Source organism: Citrobacter sp. wls714 (assembly GCF_005281025.1).
Lineage (GTDB): Bacteria > Pseudomonadota > Gammaproteobacteria > Enterobacterales > Enterobacteriaceae > Citrobacter > Citrobacter werkmanii.
In genome coordinates, this window is sequence record NZ_SZWZ01000105.1 from 252887 (window position 1) to 269340 (window position 16454).

The 16454-nt window shown below is 52.5% G+C and carries 17 protein-coding genes; 11 read left to right on the plus strand and 6 right to left on the minus strand.

Going from position 1 to position 16454, the window contains the following annotated elements:
* Positions 1-34: 34 nt before the first annotated feature.
* The 5 genes from rng to mreB form a co-directional block, all read right to left on the minus strand.
* The gene (gene rng / locus FDX11_RS24330) at positions 35-1504 is read right to left on the minus strand and encodes a ribonuclease G (protein ID WP_003828822.1); all 1470 of its coding nucleotides are present in this window, start codon (positions 1502-1504) and stop codon (positions 35-37) included.
* Positions 1494-2087, minus strand: coding sequence for a nucleoside triphosphate pyrophosphatase (locus FDX11_RS24335; RefSeq protein WP_042311341.1), 594 nt, complete (start codon positions 2085-2087; stop codon positions 1494-1496). The genes rng and FDX11_RS24335 overlap by 11 nt, the downstream gene beginning before the upstream one ends.
* Before the next feature lie 7 nt (positions 2088-2094).
* Positions 2095-2583 carry a rod shape-determining protein MreD gene (gene mreD, locus FDX11_RS24340; RefSeq protein ID WP_038634362.1) on the minus strand — a complete coding sequence of 163 codons (489 nt, stop codon included), beginning with the start codon at positions 2581-2583 and terminating at the stop codon, positions 2095-2097.
* Entirely contained in the window at positions 2584-3606 is a 1023-nt protein-coding gene (mreC, locus tag FDX11_RS24345) for a rod shape-determining protein MreC (RefSeq protein ID WP_042311343.1), read from the minus strand.
* Between the two features lie 64 nt (positions 3607-3670).
* Entirely contained in the window at positions 3671-4714 is a 1044-nt protein-coding gene (mreB, locus tag FDX11_RS24350) for a rod shape-determining protein MreB (RefSeq protein WP_052977885.1), read from the minus strand.
* Here mreB and FDX11_RS25205 point away from each other — a divergent pair.
* Positions 4692-5012 (plus strand): hypothetical protein, encoded by a 321-nt coding sequence (locus FDX11_RS25205; protein ID WP_154050627.1) that lies wholly within the window; start codon positions 4692-4694, stop codon positions 5010-5012. The genes mreB and FDX11_RS25205 overlap by 23 nt on opposite strands.
* Positions 5013-5020: 8 nt before the next feature.
* On the opposite strand, the gene csrD is transcribed toward FDX11_RS25205, so the two are convergent.
* Positions 5021-6961: an RNase E specificity factor CsrD gene (csrD, locus tag FDX11_RS24355; RefSeq protein WP_061382538.1), complete on the minus strand. Its 1941-nt coding sequence runs from the start codon at positions 6959-6961 to the stop codon at positions 5021-5023.
* A 225-nt stretch (positions 6962-7186) separates the two neighbouring features.
* On the opposite strand from csrD, the gene FDX11_RS24360 reads away from it, so the two are divergent.
* From FDX11_RS24360 to fis, 10 genes are all read left to right on the plus strand, one after another.
* A complete protein-coding gene (locus tag FDX11_RS24360; protein WP_042311346.1) occupies positions 7187-8161 on the plus strand; it encodes an MDR family oxidoreductase in 975 nt (324 codons plus the stop codon).
* A 119-nt stretch (positions 8162-8280) separates the two neighbouring features.
* Positions 8281-9285, plus strand: a complete 1005-nt coding sequence (gene msrP, locus FDX11_RS24365) for a protein-methionine-sulfoxide reductase catalytic subunit MsrP (RefSeq protein ID WP_042311348.1) — start codon at positions 8281-8283, stop codon at positions 9283-9285.
* Positions 9286-9885 (plus strand): protein-methionine-sulfoxide reductase heme-binding subunit MsrQ, encoded by a 600-nt coding sequence (msrQ, locus tag FDX11_RS24370; RefSeq protein WP_042311350.1) that lies wholly within the window; start codon positions 9286-9288, stop codon positions 9883-9885.
* Between the two features lie 392 nt (positions 9886-10277).
* Complete coding sequence (gene accB, locus FDX11_RS24375) at positions 10278-10748, plus strand: acetyl-CoA carboxylase biotin carboxyl carrier protein (RefSeq protein ID WP_003025210.1); 471 nt, start codon at positions 10278-10280, stop codon at positions 10746-10748.
* Between the two features lie 10 nt (positions 10749-10758).
* A complete protein-coding gene (gene accC, locus FDX11_RS24380; protein ID WP_003828838.1) occupies positions 10759-12108 on the plus strand; it encodes an acetyl-CoA carboxylase biotin carboxylase subunit in 1350 nt (449 codons plus the stop codon).
* Positions 12109-12215: 107 nt separating this feature from the next.
* Entirely contained in the window at positions 12216-12458 is a 243-nt protein-coding gene (locus FDX11_RS24385) for a YhdT family protein (protein WP_006687800.1), read from the plus strand.
* Positions 12448-13899, plus strand: a complete 1452-nt coding sequence (gene panF / locus FDX11_RS24390; protein WP_042311352.1) for a sodium/pantothenate symporter — start codon at positions 12448-12450, stop codon at positions 13897-13899. Before FDX11_RS24385 ends, panF begins: the two co-directional genes overlap by 11 nt.
* An 11-nt stretch (positions 13900-13910) precedes the next feature.
* On the plus strand, positions 13911-14792 hold the full coding sequence (gene prmA / locus FDX11_RS24395; protein ID WP_042311354.1) for a 50S ribosomal protein L11 methyltransferase: 882 nt from the start codon (positions 13911-13913) through the stop codon (positions 14790-14792).
* 360 nt (positions 14793-15152) lie between these two features.
* Entirely contained in the window at positions 15153-16118 is a 966-nt protein-coding gene (gene dusB, locus FDX11_RS24400) for a tRNA dihydrouridine synthase DusB (RefSeq protein WP_061382541.1), read from the plus strand.
* 25 nt (positions 16119-16143) lie between these two features.
* Positions 16144-16440, plus strand: coding sequence for a DNA-binding transcriptional regulator Fis (gene fis, locus FDX11_RS24405; protein WP_000462905.1), 297 nt, complete (start codon positions 16144-16146; stop codon positions 16438-16440).
* The last annotated feature ends 14 nt before the right edge of the window (positions 16441-16454 follow it).

A 16454-nucleotide genomic window follows, 5' to 3' on the forward strand; every position in this document is an offset into this window, starting at 1 on the left:
TATCCGGCCTACATGCGCTGGTGCTACTACTCAATTACATCATTACGACGTCGAACTGCTCCTGGTTATAGAGCGGTTCAACCTGGACTTTGACCTGTTTACCCACAAAGATTTCGACTTCTGCCAGCGCATGCGACTCTTCGCCTTTCAGGGTTTCCGCCACTGCCGGAGATGCATAAACCAGGAAGCGATCGGAGTCGTATGCATGGTGTACGCGGACAATTTCGCGCATGATTTCATAGCATACTGTTTCCACCGTTTTCACGGTACCGCGTCCATGGCAGGTAGGGCACTCATTGCACAGCACATGCTCCACGCTTTCACGCGTGCGCTTGCGCGTCATCTCTACCAGGCCCAGCTGTGAAAAACCGTTAATACTGGTTTTTACGCGGTCCTTGCTCAGAGCCTGCTCCAGAGAGTGCAACACCCGGCGCCGATGGTCTTCATTATTCATGTCGATAAAATCGATAATGATAATGCCGCCCAGATTACGCAAACGCAGCTGACGCGCAATGGCCTGCGTTGCTTCAATATTAGTATTAAAAATAGTGTCGTCGAGATTACGATGTCCAACAAACGCGCCGGTATTGATATCCACGGTGGTCATCGCTTCGGTTTGATCGATGATCAAATAGCCGCCGGATTTCAGCTCAACTTTGCGTTCAAGCGCGCGCTGGATTTCATTCTCAACGTCAAAGAGATCGAAAATGGGCTGACGTCCGCTGTAATGCTCCAGCTTGCTGGTCATCTCGGGAATGTACTCCGCCGTAAATTCCAGCAACGCCTCATAGGTCAGGCGAGAGTCGACGCGGATCCGATCAAGCTGGGCATCGGCAAAATCACGCAAAACGCGCTGCGCCAGCGCCAGTTCGCCATACATCTGATAGCGCGTTTGCGGGCGTTTTTTGCGCTCCATGACTTTCGTCCAGACGCGCTTCAGGTAGGCAGCATCCGAGGCCAGATCCTCTTCGCATACGCCTTCCGCCGCCGTACGAATGATAAATCCGCCCTGCTCATCACAGTAATCGGCAACCACTTTTTTCAGGCGTTCGCGTTCGGTTTCGCTTTCGATACGTTGGGAAACGCCAACGTGCGATGCACCCGGCATAAATACAAGATAACGGGAAGGCAGCGTAATGTCCGTCGTCAGGCGGGCGCCCTTAGTTCCCAGTGGATCTTTTACCACCTGCACCATCAAATCCTGGCCCTGGCGAACCAGTTCAGAAATGTCGCGTACGGTGAACTGTTTTTGTTCTTCACCGGCCACGCATTCGGTATGCGGCATGATGTCTGAAGCGTGAAGAAATGCGGCTTTATCCAGTCCAATATCTACAAAAGCCGCCTGCATACCCGGAAGCACACGACTTACACGACCTTTGTAGATATTGCCTACGATTCCACGTCGCGCCTCACGTTCAATATGAATTTCCTGCAGAATACCGCCATCAATGTAAGCCACCCGTGTTTCCGATGGCGTTACGTTTACCAACAATTCAGCCGTCATGTTTATCCCTTTGCTCACGCAGTGCGTTAAAATTGGTCAGCAACTCATACGTTTCTACCAGCGGTAAGCCGACTACGGCGTGATAGCTGCCATTTATCTTCCTGACAAAACAGCCACCCAACCCTTGAATACCGTATGCACCTGCTTTATCCATTGGTTCACCGCTGGCAACATAACCCGCGATGTCCTCATCGGTGAGTGCTCTGAACGTCACTTCCGTCACTACCAGACAGTCCAGACTGTGCTGGCGATCGGCTAATGCCACGGCGGTCATGACCTGATGCGTGTTGCCAGACAGTTTACGCAGCATTGCGGCGGCATGGGCGGCGTCGTGCGGTTTTTCCAACACTTCGCCGTTAAGAATAACAATGGTATCCGCACCCAATACCGGCAAATCGCGCTGCGCCAGCGCAACGCCAGCCTGCGCTTTTTCGCGCGCCAGACGAGAAACGTACTGCTGCGCGCTTTCCTGCGGGTGCCGCTGTTCTTCAATCCCAGGAATCAGCCGTTCAAACGTAACACCAAGTTGAGCGAGCAGTTCCTGACGACGTGGAGAACCTGAAGCAAGATACAGAGTATTCATATCAACCTTATTGCACCGCAAACTGCTGACGGATTTTACGCATCAGTAAGAATAGCCATGGCCAGAGCACACCATTCACTACACTACTCCAGAACACTTCGGGTCTGAAAGAGACATTGATCACTAAAAACTCGGCCCAGAAAACAATAATATCCACGACCAGTGATAACAACACGACCACCAGCGCCTGTTGCCAGAGCGCGAGGTTGCGGAATAGCTGGAATTTCAGTGCAACCAGATAGGCAATGATACTCATCGACAAGGCCCGCACGCCAAGCGTGGAACCGCTAATGAGATCCAGTATTGCACCTACCACGAACCCTGTGCCTACATTGACGCGATGCGGCAGCGCCAGAATCCAATACAACAAGATGAGCAGCACCCAATTTGGCCGGAAAACAAGAATGTCATCCGGCCAGGGCATAACTTGCAGCAACAGTGCAATAAGGAACGAAAGCCAAATAACCCAACGCCCCTGGCTACGATAGCTTGCCACTTACTGTCCTCCCGGCTTACGCGGAGCAGGTTGTGGCGGCGTGGTGTCCGTAGGCGCTGTAGTGACGCCTGTCGCAGGTGCCGGTACTGGCGCTGGCGGCCCCATAGCATCTGGCGCAGGCAGAACTTGCGGCATCATTTGCATCAAACGTTCATTGGCAACACGGTGTACTTCTTCCGGCGTCATCGGATTGGCGCCGTTACGATCGGCTCCCCACAACAGCAGCAGATAGCGCAAACGCTGCAAACCCGCGGTCGGACGTGCCTGAATGACGGTATAAGCACGCTGAGTGTCCAGCTTAACGGAAGAAACAACAGCAACCGGATAACCTTCCGGGAAGCGTCCACCCAAACCGGAAGTCACCAGCACATCGCCAACGCGAATATCGGTGTTCGCCGGCAGATGTTCGAGCTGAAGATCGTCCGTACAACCGTTGCCCGCAGCAATGACGCGAATATCGTTACGCAGAACCTGGATTGGCAGAGCATGTGTCGCATCGCAAATCAACAGCACGCGGCTGGTCAGTTTTGCTACCGCAACGACCTGACCCACTACACCTTTGTCGCTAATAACTGGCTGACCTTCGTAGACGCCGTTAACGCTCCCTTTGTCGATCACGACCTGATCGCTGTAAGGGTCATTAACCGTTGAGATGACCTGCGTCACCATCTTTTGTTCGTCCTGACGCAATGGCGATCCCAGCAGCTCGCGCAAACGCGCGTTCTCCTGTTTATATTGCCCCAGCATCAGCAGCTCGCTATTTTTCAGCAGCAGTTCCTGACGCAGCGCCCGGTTTTCAAGTTCGAGTTGGTCACGCGAAGCCAGCGTTTGCGACACGCCGTCGAGTAATTCACGAGGACCATTAGAGATAAAGTAGAAAGGACTGACGGCGGTATCCATGTACGTTCGGATTTGACTAAACGTACCCAGGCGGCTGTCGGCAATAATAACGCCGAGCGCCACCAGCACCGCCAGAATAAGGCGAATCTGTAGCGACGGGCCACGGCTAAAAATTGGCTTCATAGTCTATGCGTATTCTCGTATCAGAGCGGTAGGGCAACCCGCGGGTCACCCTACCTGCGTCCGATTACTCTTCGCTGAACAGGTCGCCGCCGTGCATATCGATCATTTCCAGTGCTTTGCCGCCACCGCGCGCCACGCAGGTCAGCGGATCTTCAGCAACAACAACTGGAATACCGGTTTCTTCCATTAACAGACGGTCAAGGTTACGCAGCAGCGCACCGCCACCGGTCAGCACCATACCGCGCTCGGAGATGTCTGAAGCCAGCTCTGGCGGGCACTGTTCCAGTGCAACCATTACCGCGCTCACGATACCGGTCAGCGGTTCCTGCAGCGCTTCCAGAATCTCGTTGGAGTTCAGGGTAAAGCCGCGTGGAACACCCTCAGCCAGGTTACGGCCGCGAACTTCGATCTCGCGGACTTCGTCGCCCGGATAAGCAGAACCGATTTCGTGTTTAATACGTTCTGCGGTGGCTTCACCGATCAGAGAACCGTAGTTACGACGAACGTAATTAATGATGGCTTCGTCGAAGCGGTCACCACCAATACGTACGGAAGAAGAGTAAACCACACCGTTCAGGGAGATAACGGCAACTTCAGTGGTACCACCACCGATATCCACAACCATTGAACCGGTTGCTTCAGAAACTGGCAAACCCGCACCGATCGCGGCCGCCATCGGCTCTTCGATCAAAAAGACTTCACGGGCACCTGCACCCTGGGCGGATTCACGGATCGCACGGCGTTCAACCTGGGTTGCGCCAACCGGTACACACACCAGTACGCGCGGGCTTGGGCGCATGAAGCTATTGCTGTGCACTTGTTTGATAAAGTGCTGGAGCATTTTTTCAGTCACGAAGAAGTCAGCGATAACGCCGTCTTTCATTGGGTGAATTGCAGCGATATTGCCCGGTGTACGACCCAGCATCTGCTTCGCATCATGACCTACTGCAGCCACGCTTTTCGGCGAACCGGCACGATCCTGACGAATGGCCACAACAGAAGGCTCATTCAATACGATGCCTTGTCCTTTTACATAAATAAGGGTATTCGCGGTACCCAGGTCAATGGACAGGTCATTGGAAAACATGCCACGAAATTTTTTCAACATACTAAGGGATAATCCTGAAAGCTGGGGCGGAAAACAAAATCCGCTTACTTTACCAACCACACGCAGCAGCGACAAGGCGCAAAAATCATCTGCTACGGTGAAAATTAGTGCAGTTCGTTTCCTTTGTTACAAAACCGGCCTGAGTCCATCAGGGCTGAAAAAATCAGCAGCATTCCTCGCTTTTGTTTGCAACCTGTCAAAGGTCATTCACCTGCATGTTTGCTGTTACAACCTGGCGAGCAGACAAGCACACCCCCAGAAGGCACAGCGCGCGTTATTCTACGTGAAAACGAATTAAACGGCAGGTTAAACCGAATATCTTTGCGAATATTTTTTCACGTTAGTGTCAAGTGGCTGTGATGCGGCAAAAAAATCCCCTTGCCCACCAGCAACTCCGCGTTCCGTGAGCGTATGCCACTCGCTACGCGAACGAACGCCCGTGGCGTAAACCTGCGTTGGCGTGCCTGAACAGGCCTCCGCCAGGCTTTGAACCAACAGTTGGTTTTCGGTTCGCTTATCAATATTCCTTACCAGGCTTGGATGCAGCTTCAATAACTCAACGTTAAGCTCTTTAATCCAACTGGTGCTCACCAGCGTTAAACCGGCCTGCGTAACGGCGATTCGTACCCCTAGCGCATCCATCAATCGGATGACGGGCTGTAATCGGCTGATATGTTGACAGACATCTGCCTCAGCAAGTTCAATAATTATGCGTTTGCGTAGTGATTTTTCGCACTGCATCAACGTATCACGCAACCAGCGCTGAAAACGTGGGCGAATTAGCGATTCAACCGTTATCTGCATCGCCAGGCTTTCCTGCGGCCAGTAGCCCAAAAGCAGGATCAGACGGCTTAACTGCAAACGGTCATACTCTTCAGCCAGGCCAAATTGCAGCACCATCGGCATATATTCCGCTGAGATAACCTCTTCGCTGCCATCAAAAATACGACACATCAGTTCCCGGTGGTGTACCCGTCCTTCACGCGTTACCGCAGGTTTTTGATATATTCTCGGTCCGCCCCGGCTGAGCATCTGTTCAATCAGTGTTCGCCAACGCACGTTGCCCCGGCCTTTTTCCGGCAGGGAGTCATCATAGACCGACCAGCTGTTCCCGCCCTGCAGGACCGAATTCCGGGTGGCGGCCTCAGCATGATCCATCACCTGTTCCGTCGACTGCCCACTGCGGCAAACGCAAATGCCAATATGAACCATATCGGCACGATCGATCATTTTATTAGTCGGAAGCGCATCGACCGCTTTTAATAATTGCCCGGCGATGCTTTCGGCTTCTTTCAGCGTGCGATGTGGCAGCAGGATGGCAAAATCGCTACGGTGGTAGCGCGCCAGCAATGTCCCCGGATAACGCGTCATAAACGTCGACAACAAATTGATTAGCGTTGAAATTTGCTCTTCCGCCTGGGTGATTCCCCAGCTATCTCGCAGCAGAGTAAAGTCCGGCAGACGCACCATCATCACGACGCCATGCGATCCCACCTTTTCTTGATCTTCCAGCAGCGTGGCCAATTGGTTATCAAAAAACAGACGGTTACTCAGCCCTGTTTTTGTATCCTGCGCAACATAGGAACGAATCAGGGTGTCCAGTCGACTACGTTGCTCGCGGGCATTTTGAATTTCAGTCAGCAACATATCGAGCGCACTGCTGGTGCGCGCTGGCCATTCATAGACCGTTCCTCGAACATTCGGCCCGCGTTCACCGTTCAGAATACGCGTGGAACGAATCTCCAGTAGCTCCTGGCCTGAAAGCTGACGCTGAAGCCAGCGTACCGACAAAAAGAGCATCAGAATAATAAATGCAATGGCCAGCGTGAGCGGCGCGGTAGTCAGGAGCGAGTGGAAATAGTTGCCCATCGGATCCTGATAAACCAGTCGCACTGACATTCCCGGATGCTTGACCAACGGTACGGTGATGTCGCGGTAGAGGTTGTTCGTTCCTGCCGGGCGGTAGCTGCTGGTTCGGGAGTGGTCATACACTGTATGCTCCCCTTGCAGCAACTCGATACGCACGATATCAACAGAAACCATCAGTTCATCGATTTGCGGTGTCAGCGAAACGAAATCGTGGGAGACAAGATGTGTATCAATCGCCGTCGCCACCGCCTGCACTCGCGTAGTGAACTTATATTGAATAGCGTTGTAGAAACTCAGCGAGCAGCCAATCAGAGTCACAAAGATCGTTAACCCAGTAAGCAGCGTGACAAAAGCTGAGAATTTCGTCGTTAATCGCATCCTTGTGTTAACTCCGACAGTTATGAAACAGGTGTAAAAGAGATAAAGCGACTCGAAAATGCAAAACTGAACGCAAAATCCGCCAATTTATGCAAACTGTGGGGGCATACTACCAAATCAGGTATATCTGGCAATTTATTGCGCAGAATCGGCATCATGTTTTGATTAGCGAGTATAGTCTTCATTAACAATTTTCCAATCCACTATATGAATTGAGGACAGGTTATGCAGGCTTTGATCTTAGAACAGCAGGACGGAAAAACCCTCGCATCCGTTCAACCCCTCGACGAAAACCAGCTCCCGGAAGGCGATGTAACGGTGGATGTCCACTGGTCGAGCCTGAACTATAAAGACGCCCTTGCTATCACCGGCAAGGGTAAAATCATTCGCAACTTTCCGATGATTCCTGGCATTGATTTCGCCGGAACCGTTCGCGCCAGCGAAGATCCCCGTTTTCATACAGGTCAGGAAGTTTTACTGACCGGCTGGGGTGTAGGTGAAAACCATTGGGGCGGGCTGGCGGAACGTGCGCGCGTCAAAGGCGACTGGCTGGTAGCGCTGCCGCAAGGGCTGGACGGGCGTAAAGCGATGGTCATCGGCACCGCCGGCTTTACCGCTATGCTGTGCGTCATGGCGCTTGAAGATGCAGGTATTCGCCCACAAGACGGTGAGATTGTCGTCACTGGCGCCAGCGGCGGCGTGGGCAGCACTGCCGTTGCATTACTGCATAAGCTGGGCTATCAGGTTGCGGCAGTATCAGGCCGCGAAAGCACCCACGACTACCTGAAGAGCCTGGGCGCTAACCGTATTCTTGGCCGCGATGAGTTTGCTGAATCTCGCCCGTTGGAAAAACAACTGTGGGCCGGTGCAATTGATACCGTTGGCGATAAAGTGCTGGCGAAAGTCCTGGCACAGATGAACTACGGTGGCTGCGTAGCTGCCTGCGGCCTGGCAGGCGGTTTCGCGCTGCCGACCACCGTTATGCCATTCATTCTGCGTAACGTTCGTCTGCAAGGGGTGGACTCGGTGATGACCCCGCCGGCACGCCGCGCGGAAGCCTGGGCGCGTTTAGTTAAAGATCTGCCGGAATCGTTCTATGCTCAGGCCGCCACGGAGATTACGCTGGCGGATGCGCCGAAGTTCGCCGATGCCATCATCAATAACCAGGTGCAAGGCCGTACCCTGGTGAAGGTGAAATAACAGGCACCAGCGCAGAAATTTACACTTAACTAACGAAATTTCGCGGCATATATAGAGACTCCCTGCCATATTAACTACGCATCCCCTATCTGTCATGATGCGTAAGCCGGGAGTCTGTTATGAAGAAATTACGTCCATTTACAGAAGCCGACGTCACCGCCGAGTCGGCTTTTTTTATGCAGCGCCGTCAGGTACTGCAAGCATTAGGGATCAGCGCAGCCGCGTTGTCTTTGCCCCTCTCTGCGCAGGCCGACCTTCTTAGCTGGTTTAAGGGTAATGACCGCCCTCCGGCGCCTGCGGGTAAGCCGCTTAATTTCAGCAAGCCCACCGCCTGGCAAAATTCGCTTCCTTTAACGCCAGCGGATAAGGTTTCTGGCTACAACAACTTCTATGAGTTTGGTCTCGACAAAGCGGATCCAGCGGCCAACGCCGGCAGTCTGAAAACCGATCCGTGGACCTTGAAAATCACTGGCGAAGTCGCAAAACCACTCACTCTCGATCATGATGCGCTGACCACCCGTTTCCCATTGGAGGAGCGGATTTATCGGATGCGCTGCGTGGAAGCCTGGTCAATGGTGGTGCCGTGGATTGGCTTTCCATTACATAAACTGCTGGCGCAGGTTGAACCCACCAGCAACGCAAAATATGTCGCTTTCGAAACGCGCTACGCGCCGGATGAAATGCCAGGACAGAAAGATCGTTTTATTGGCGGCGGGCTGAAGTATCCCTATGTTGAAGGGTTACGCCTGGATGAAGCGATGCATCCACTCACTCTGCTTACCGTAGGGGTTTATGGTAAGGCCCTTCCGCCGCAAAATGGCGCCCCCATCCGCTTAATTGTGCCGTGGAAATACGGATTTAAGGGCATAAAGTCGATCGTGAGTATCAAATTAACCCGCGAACGCCCGCCGACAACCTGGAACCTGGCCGCGCCCAATGAATATGGGTTTTATGCCAACGTGAATCCGCATGTCGATCACCCCCGCTGGTCCCAGGCCACCGAACGCTTTATTGGCGCTGGCGGTATTCTGGATGTACAGCGTCAACCCACACAGCTGTTTAACGGTTACGCCGAAGAAGTAGCTTCCCTGTATCGTGGCCTTAATCTGCAGGAGAATTTTTAAGTGCGTCTGACTGCAAAGCACATTACCGGGCTGAAAGTTTGCCTGCATCTTGCCGGCTTTTTGCCGTTCATCTGGCTCTTTTGGGCGGTAAATCATGGCGGTTTGAGCGCCGATCCGGTCAAAGATATCCAGCACTTTACCGGTAGGACAGCTCTGAAATTCTTACTGGCGACCTTGCTGGTCTCTCCCCTCGCGCGCTACGCTAAACAGCCATTATTGATACGCATTCGTCGCCTGTTAGGGCTATGGTGTTTCGCCTGGGCGACGCTGCATTTAACCAGCTACGCGTTACTGGAATTGGGTATTCATAATCTGGCGTTGTTGGGGCGGGAATTAATCTCGCGACCGTATTTGATGTTGGGCATTGTCAGTTGGGTCATATTATTTGCTCTCACCTTAACGTCCACGCAATCTGCACAGCGAAAGCTGGGTAAGAATTGGCAATTTCTGCACAACTTCGTCTATCTTGTGGCGATCCTGGCACCCATACATTATCTGTGGTCGGTTAAAATTATCTCCCCTCAACCGATTATTTATGCCGCACTTGCTGCGCTGCTGTTAGCCTGCCGCTACAGGAAGTTTCGCCAGTGGTGGCGGTAGTTTCACGATATGTGCAGTGCGTTGCAAAACACGGACGATCCGATTTTCTTTACATGTTAACGGTTGATTATCTTCCCTGATAAGACCAGTATTTAGCTGCCAATTGCTACGAAATAGTTATAATGTGCGCCTTTGCTATCCCCGGTAGCGTTTTTACGGCGCGGAAAGGGTGACAATCGGATATTGAAGGTATATTTTGTCTTTTACCCGAAAATGGCAGAAGATAGCCGCACAATGACGAACAAGTCTGGCAATCTCACTTAAAGGCAACGGCACCCAGTGCAACGCCTGAGATGCGTGGCATCTTGTCACTCACTGTTATAAAAATGCTATACAGACGGCGGTAAAACGCCTGTCACAATCTCACTAAACAAAGAGTACGGAACCCACTCATGGATATTCGTAAGATTAAAAAACTGATCGAGCTGGTTGAAGAATCAGGCATCTCCGAACTGGAAATTTCTGAAGGCGAAGAGTCTGTACGCATCAGCCGTGCGGCGCCAGCTGCAAGTTTTCCAATGATGCAACAGGCTTATGCTGCACCAGTGATGCAGCAGCCAGCTCTGTCTAACGCTGTCGCACAAACTGCCTCTCCAAGTATGGAAGCTCCGGCAGCAGCGGAAATCAGTGGTCACATCGTACGCTCCCCAATGGTTGGTACGTTCTACCGCACCCCGAGCCCGGATGCGAAAGCGTTCATCGAAATCGGCCAGAAAGTGAATGCGGGCGATACCCTGTGCATCGTTGAAGCCATGAAAATGATGAACCAGATCGAAGCCGACAAATCCGGCGTCGTTAAAGCGATTCTGGTAGAAAGTGGTCAACCGGTAGAATTTGACGAGCCGCTGGTCGTCATCGAATAACGAGGCGAACATGTTGGATAAAATTGTCATCGCTAACCGCGGCGAGATTGCCTTGCGTATTCTTCGTGCCTGTAAAGAACTGGGCATCAAGACTGTCGCTGTGCATTCAAGCGCGGATCGCGATTTAAAACACGTATTGCTGGCGGATGAGACGGTCTGTATTGGCCCGGCTCCGTCCGTAAAAAGCTATCTGAACATCCCGGCTATCATTAGCGCCGCTGAAATCACCGGCGCGGTGGCAATTCATCCGGGTTATGGCTTCCTCTCTGAGAACGCCAACTTTGCTGAGCAGGTAGAACGTTCTGGCTTTATCTTCATAGGCCCGAAAGCCGACACCATCCGCCTGATGGGCGACAAAGTGTCCGCGATTACCGCGATGAAGAAAGCTGGCGTACCGACTGTTCCTGGCTCTGACGGTCCGTTGGGCGATGACATGGACGCTAACCGCGCTCATGCTAAACGCATCGGCTACCCGGTTATCATCAAAGCCTCCGGCGGCGGCGGCGGTCGCGGTATGCGCGTCGTGCGCAGCGATGCCGAACTGGCGCAATCCATCTCCATGACCAAAGCGGAAGCGAAAGCGGCTTTCAATAACGACATGGTCTACATGGAGAAATACCTGGAAAACCCACGCCACATCGAAATTCAGGTGCTGGCAGACGGTCAGGGTAACGCGATTTATCTGGCAGAGCGTGACTGCTCCATGCAGCGTCGTCACCAGAAAGTTGTCGAAGAAGCACCAGCGCCGGGCATTACTCCGGAACTGCGTCGCTACATCGGCGAGCGTTGCGCTAAAGCGTGCGTTGATATCGGCTATCGTGGCGCGGGTACTTTCGAGTTCCTGTTCGAAAACGGTGAGTTCTACTTCATTGAAATGAACACCCGTATTCAGGTTGAACACCCGGTAACCGAAATGATCACCGGTGTTGACCTGATCAAAGAACAGCTGCGCATCGCTGCGGGTCAACCGCTGTCCATCAAGCAGGACGAAGTTGTGGTTAAAGGTCATGCGGTAGAGTGCCGTATCAACGCCGAAGACCCGAATACCTTCCTGCCGAGCCCGGGTAAAATCACGCGTTTCCACGCGCCGGGTGGCTTTGGTGTGCGCTGGGAGTCTCATATTTACGCAGGTTACACAGTACCTCCGTACTATGACTCAATGATCGGTAAGCTGATTTGCTATGGCGAAAACCGCGACGTCGCTATCGCACGCATGAAAAACGCCTTGCAGGAACTGATCATCGACGGCATCAAAACCAACGTTGATCTGCAGATCCGTATCATGAATGACGAGCACTTCCAGCATGGTGGAACCAATATCCACTACCTGGAGAAAAAACTCGGACTTCAGGAAAAGTAAGCAAGCGTTAACCGAAAAGGCCGGAAATTCCGGCCTTTTGTTTTTCTCCCCTCCCATACGTGCCATAAGGTACAATCCCCGCTTTCTTTATCCACAAGGGACAAAAAATGGACGCTCGTTTTGTTCAGGCCCATAAAGAGGCGCGCTGGGCGCTGTGGCTGACCCTTTTATATCTTGCCGCATGGTTAGTGGCCGCTTACTTACCAGACTCCACTCTGGGTTTTACTGGCCTGCCGCACTGGTTTGAAATGGCCTGTCTGCTGACGCCATTGGTTTTCATCGTACTGTGCTGGGCGATGGTGAAGTTTATTTATCGCGACATTCCTCTGGAGGATGATGATGCAGCTTGAAGTTATTTTGCCGCTGGTCGCCTATCTTCTGGTGGTTTTCGGCCTCTCTGTTTACGCCATGCGCAAAAGGTCGACTGGCACCTTCCTGAATGAATATTTCCTCGGCAGCCGCTCTATGGGCGGGGTCGTGTTAGCCATGACGCTAACGGCAACTTACATTAGCGCCAGCTCGTTTATCGGCGGCCCAGGTGCCGCTTACAAATACGGACTGGGATGGGTTTTGTTAGCGATGATCCAACTGCCCGCCGTCTGGTTGTCGTTGGGTATTCTCGGCAAAAAATTCGCCATTCTTGCACGCCGTTATAATGCGGTTACCCTCAACGATATGCTGTTTGCCCGCTACCAAAGCCGCCTGCTGGTATGGCTGGCGAGCCTCAGCCTGCTGGTCGCGTTTGTCGGTGCAATGACCGTACAGTTTATTGGCGGCGCGCGTTTGCTGGAAACGGCAGCGGGTATCCCTTACGAAACCGGCCTGCTGATTTTTGGCGTCAGTATCGCGTTATACACGGCGTTTGGCGGATTTCGCGCCAGCGTGTTGAACGACACGATGCAGGGCATGGTGATGCTGATTGGGACTATCGTACTGCTGGTCGGTGTCGTCCATGCCGCCGGTGGTCTCAGCAATGCGGTGGTCACTCTGCAAACCATCGATCCTAAACTGGTCTCGCCGCAGGGCGCTGATGACATTCTGTCCCCCACGTTTATGACCTCGTTCTGGGTACTGGTATGCTTTGGCGTGATTGGCCTGCCGCATACGGCGGTGCGCTGCATCTCCTATAAGGACAGCAAAGCGGTACACCGCGGAATTATCATTGGCACTATCGTAGTGGCTGTCCTGATGTTTGGTATGCATCTGGCCGGCGCGTTGGGCCGGGCGGTGATCCCTAACCTGACGGTACCGGATCTGGTTATTCCCACGCTAATGGTAAAAGTCTTGCCGCCGGTAGCAGCCGGGATCTTCCTCGCCGCGCCCATGGCCGCGATCATGTCGACGATCAATGCCCAATTGCTGCAAAGTTCCGCTACGATCATTAAAGATCTCTATCTGAACCTTCGCCCGGAACAACTGCAAAATGAAACACGGTTGAAACGCATGTCGGCAGTGATCACTCTGCTGCTGGGCGCGTTACTGTTGCTGGCCGCGTGGAAGCCGCCAGAAATGATTATCTGGCTTAACCTGCTGGCGTTTGGCGGGTTGGAAGCCGTCTTCCTGTGGCCGTTGGTGCTGGGCCTTTACTGGGAGCGGGCAAACGCGGCTGGCGCACTGAGCGCAATGATTGTCGGCGGCGTACTTTATGCCGTACTCGCTACCTTTAACATTCAGTACCTGGGCTTTCATCCGATTGTGCCCTCGTTACTGATAAGTTTGCTGGCTTTCCTGATCGGCAACCGTTTCGGTTCCGCCGTTCCGCAAGCCGCCATATTGACTACTGATAAATAAAGAGTTTTGCCATGCCATGGATTCAACTGAAACTGAACACGACCGGTGCAAACGCTGAAGAGTTGAGCGACGCACTGATGGAAGCGGGCTCCGTTTCCATTACCTTCCAGGATACGCATGATACGCCGGTATTTGAACCACTGCCGGGCGAGACTCGCCTGTGGGGCGATACCGACGTTATCGGCTTGTTCGATGCAGAAACCGACATGAAAGAGGTCGTTGCTATTCTGGAGCGGCATCCGCTGCTGGGTGCTGGCTTCGCGCATAAAATCGAACAGCTTGAAGACAAAGACTGGGAACGCGAATGGATGGATAACTTCCACCCAATGCGCTTTGGTGAACGTCTGTGGATTTGCCCAAGCTGGCGCGATGTCCCTGATGAGAACGCCGTCAACGTGATGCTCGACCCGGGCCTGGCGTTTGGTACTGGCACTCACCCAACCACCTCTCTGTGCCTGCAATGGCTAGATGGTCTCGATCTTAACGGTAAAACGGTTATCGACTTTGGCTGCGGCTCCGGCATTCTTGCCATTGCGGCACTGAAGCTGGGTGCGGCGAAAGCGATTGGTGTGGATATCGATCCGCAAGCGATTCAGGCCAGCCGTGATAACGCCCAGCGTAATGGCGTTTCTGAGCGTCTGGAACTTTATCTGCCTAAAGACCAGCCAGAGGCGATGAAAGCCGATGTGGTGGTCGCCAACATCCTTGCAGGCCCATTACGTGAACTGGCTCCGTTAATCAGCGTGCTGCCCGTTGAGGGCGGTTTACTGGGGCTTTCTGGTATTCTTGCCAGCCAGGCGGAAAGCGTCTGTGAAGCCTATGCCGATCTCTTTACGCTCGATCCGGTTATCGAGAAAGAAGAGTGGTGTCGCATTACCGGACAGAAAAAATAATCCCTTCTCGTTACCGTTGGTAACGCAAAAATCGCTCTTTTTTTCGCAAAAGGATTTGCGGAAATGAGAGCGAGATCGCATTACAAAGTCACTATTTGCTCACAAAAACAGCTTTTTATCCTGATAACCTAAGGCTGGCCATAATAAAAAAAGAGAAGTTTTCGGAATTTATAAACGGATGACAAATTAGCGCAACCACGTATCCAAATGATTATTAAAGATTTTAATTTGAAACTGTGTACTTAACCAGCAATTCATTGATCCACCTCAGTGGATTGGTCAAAGTTTGGCCTTTCATCTCGTGCGAAAAATGCGTAATATACGCCGCCTTGCAGTCACAGTATGGTCATTTCTTAACTCATGCGCATCGGACAATACCAGCTCAGAAATCGCCTGATCGCAGCACCTATGGCTGGCATCACTGACAGACCATTCAGGACGCTGTGCTATGAGATGGGAGCCGGATTGACGGTATCCGAGATGATGTCTTCTAACCCGCAGGTTTGGGAAAGCGACAAGTCTCGTTTACGGATGGTGCACGTTGATGAGCCAGGAATTCGCACGGTGCAAATTGCCGGTAGCGATCCTGTTGAGATGGCCGATGCCGCACGTATTAACGTGGAAAGCGGCGCCCAGATTATTGATATCAATATGGGGTGTCCGGCTAAAAAAGTGAATCGCAAGCTCGCAGGTTCAGCCCTCTTGCAGTACCCGGATTTAGTGAAATCAATACTAACCGAGGTCGTCAATGCAGTGGACGTTCCTGTCACACTCAAGATTCGCACCGGCTGGGCTCCGGAACACCGTAACTGCGTAGAGATTGCCCAACTGGCTGAAGACTGTGGCATTCAGGCTCTGACCATTCATGGACGCACCCGCGCCTGTTTGTTCAATGGAGATGCTGAGTACGACAGTATTCGGGCAGTTAAGCAGAAAGTTTCCATTCCGATTATCGCGAATGGCGACATTACTGACCCGCTTAAAGCCAGAGCTGTACTCGACTATACGGGGGCGGATGCCCTGATGATAGGCCGTGCAGCTCAGGGAAGACCCTGGATCTTTCGGGAAATCCAGCATTATCTGGACACTGGGGAGCTGCTGCCCCCACTGCCACTGGCAGAGGTGAAGCGCTTGCTTTGTGCGCATGTTCGGGAACTGCATGACTTTTATGGTCAGGCAAAAGGGTACCGAATTGCGCGTAAACACGTATCCTGGTATCTCCAGGAACACGCTCCGGATGACCAGTTTCGGCGCACATTCAACGCCATTGAAGATTCCAGCGAACAGCTGGCGGCGTTGGAGGCATACTTCGAAAATTTTGCGTAAACAGAAATAAAGAGCTGACAGAACTATGTTCGAACAACGCGTAAATTCTGACGTACTGACCGTTTCTACCGTTAACTCTCAGGACCAGGTAACTCAAAAGCCCCTGCGTGACTCGGTTAAACAGGCACTGAAGAACTATTTTGCTCAATTGAATGGTCAAGACGTTAATGATCTCTATGAGCTGGTACTGGCTGAAGTAGAACAGCCCCTGTTGGACATGGTGATGCAATACACCCGCGGTAACCAGACCCGTGCTGCCCTGATGATGGGCATCAACCGTGGTACGCTGCGTAAAAAACTGAAAAAATACGGCATGAACTGATACTAATCAGTTAA

Coding starts and splice junctions, on each gene's coding strand:
- msrP (WP_042311348.1), top strand. CDS start 8,281: ATGAAGAAATTACGTCCATTTACAGAAGCCGACGTCACCGCCGAGTCG.
- FDX11_RS24360 (WP_042311346.1), top strand. CDS start 7,187: ATGCAGGCTTTGATCTTAGAACAGCAGGACGGAAAAACCCTCGCATCC.
- FDX11_RS24335 (WP_042311341.1), bottom strand. CDS start 2,087: ATGAATACTCTGTATCTTGCTTCAGGTTCTCCACGTCGTCAGGAACTG.
- FDX11_RS24385 (WP_006687800.1), top strand. CDS start 12,216: ATGGACGCTCGTTTTGTTCAGGCCCATAAAGAGGCGCGCTGGGCGCTG.
- FDX11_RS25205 (WP_154050627.1), top strand. CDS start 4,692: ATGCCACGAAATTTTTTCAACATACTAAGGGATAATCCTGAAAGCTGG.
- csrD (WP_061382538.1), bottom strand. CDS start 6,961: ATGCGATTAACGACGAAATTCTCAGCTTTTGTCACGCTGCTTACTGGG.
- accC (WP_003828838.1), top strand. CDS start 10,759: ATGTTGGATAAAATTGTCATCGCTAACCGCGGCGAGATTGCCTTGCGT.
- dusB (WP_061382541.1), top strand. CDS start 15,153: ATGCGCATCGGACAATACCAGCTCAGAAATCGCCTGATCGCAGCACCT.
- panF (WP_042311352.1), top strand. CDS start 12,448: ATGCAGCTTGAAGTTATTTTGCCGCTGGTCGCCTATCTTCTGGTGGTT.
- accB (WP_003025210.1), top strand. CDS start 10,278: ATGGATATTCGTAAGATTAAAAAACTGATCGAGCTGGTTGAAGAATCA.
- mreB (WP_052977885.1), bottom strand. CDS start 4,714: ATGTTGAAAAAATTTCGTGGCATGTTTTCCAATGACCTGTCCATTGAC.
- rng (WP_003828822.1), bottom strand. CDS start 1,504: ATGACGGCTGAATTGTTGGTAAACGTAACGCCATCGGAAACACGGGTG.
- prmA (WP_042311354.1), top strand. CDS start 13,911: ATGCCATGGATTCAACTGAAACTGAACACGACCGGTGCAAACGCTGAA.
- fis (WP_000462905.1), top strand. CDS start 16,144: ATGTTCGAACAACGCGTAAATTCTGACGTACTGACCGTTTCTACCGTT.
- mreC (WP_042311343.1), bottom strand. CDS start 3,606: ATGAAGCCAATTTTTAGCCGTGGCCCGTCGCTACAGATTCGCCTTATT.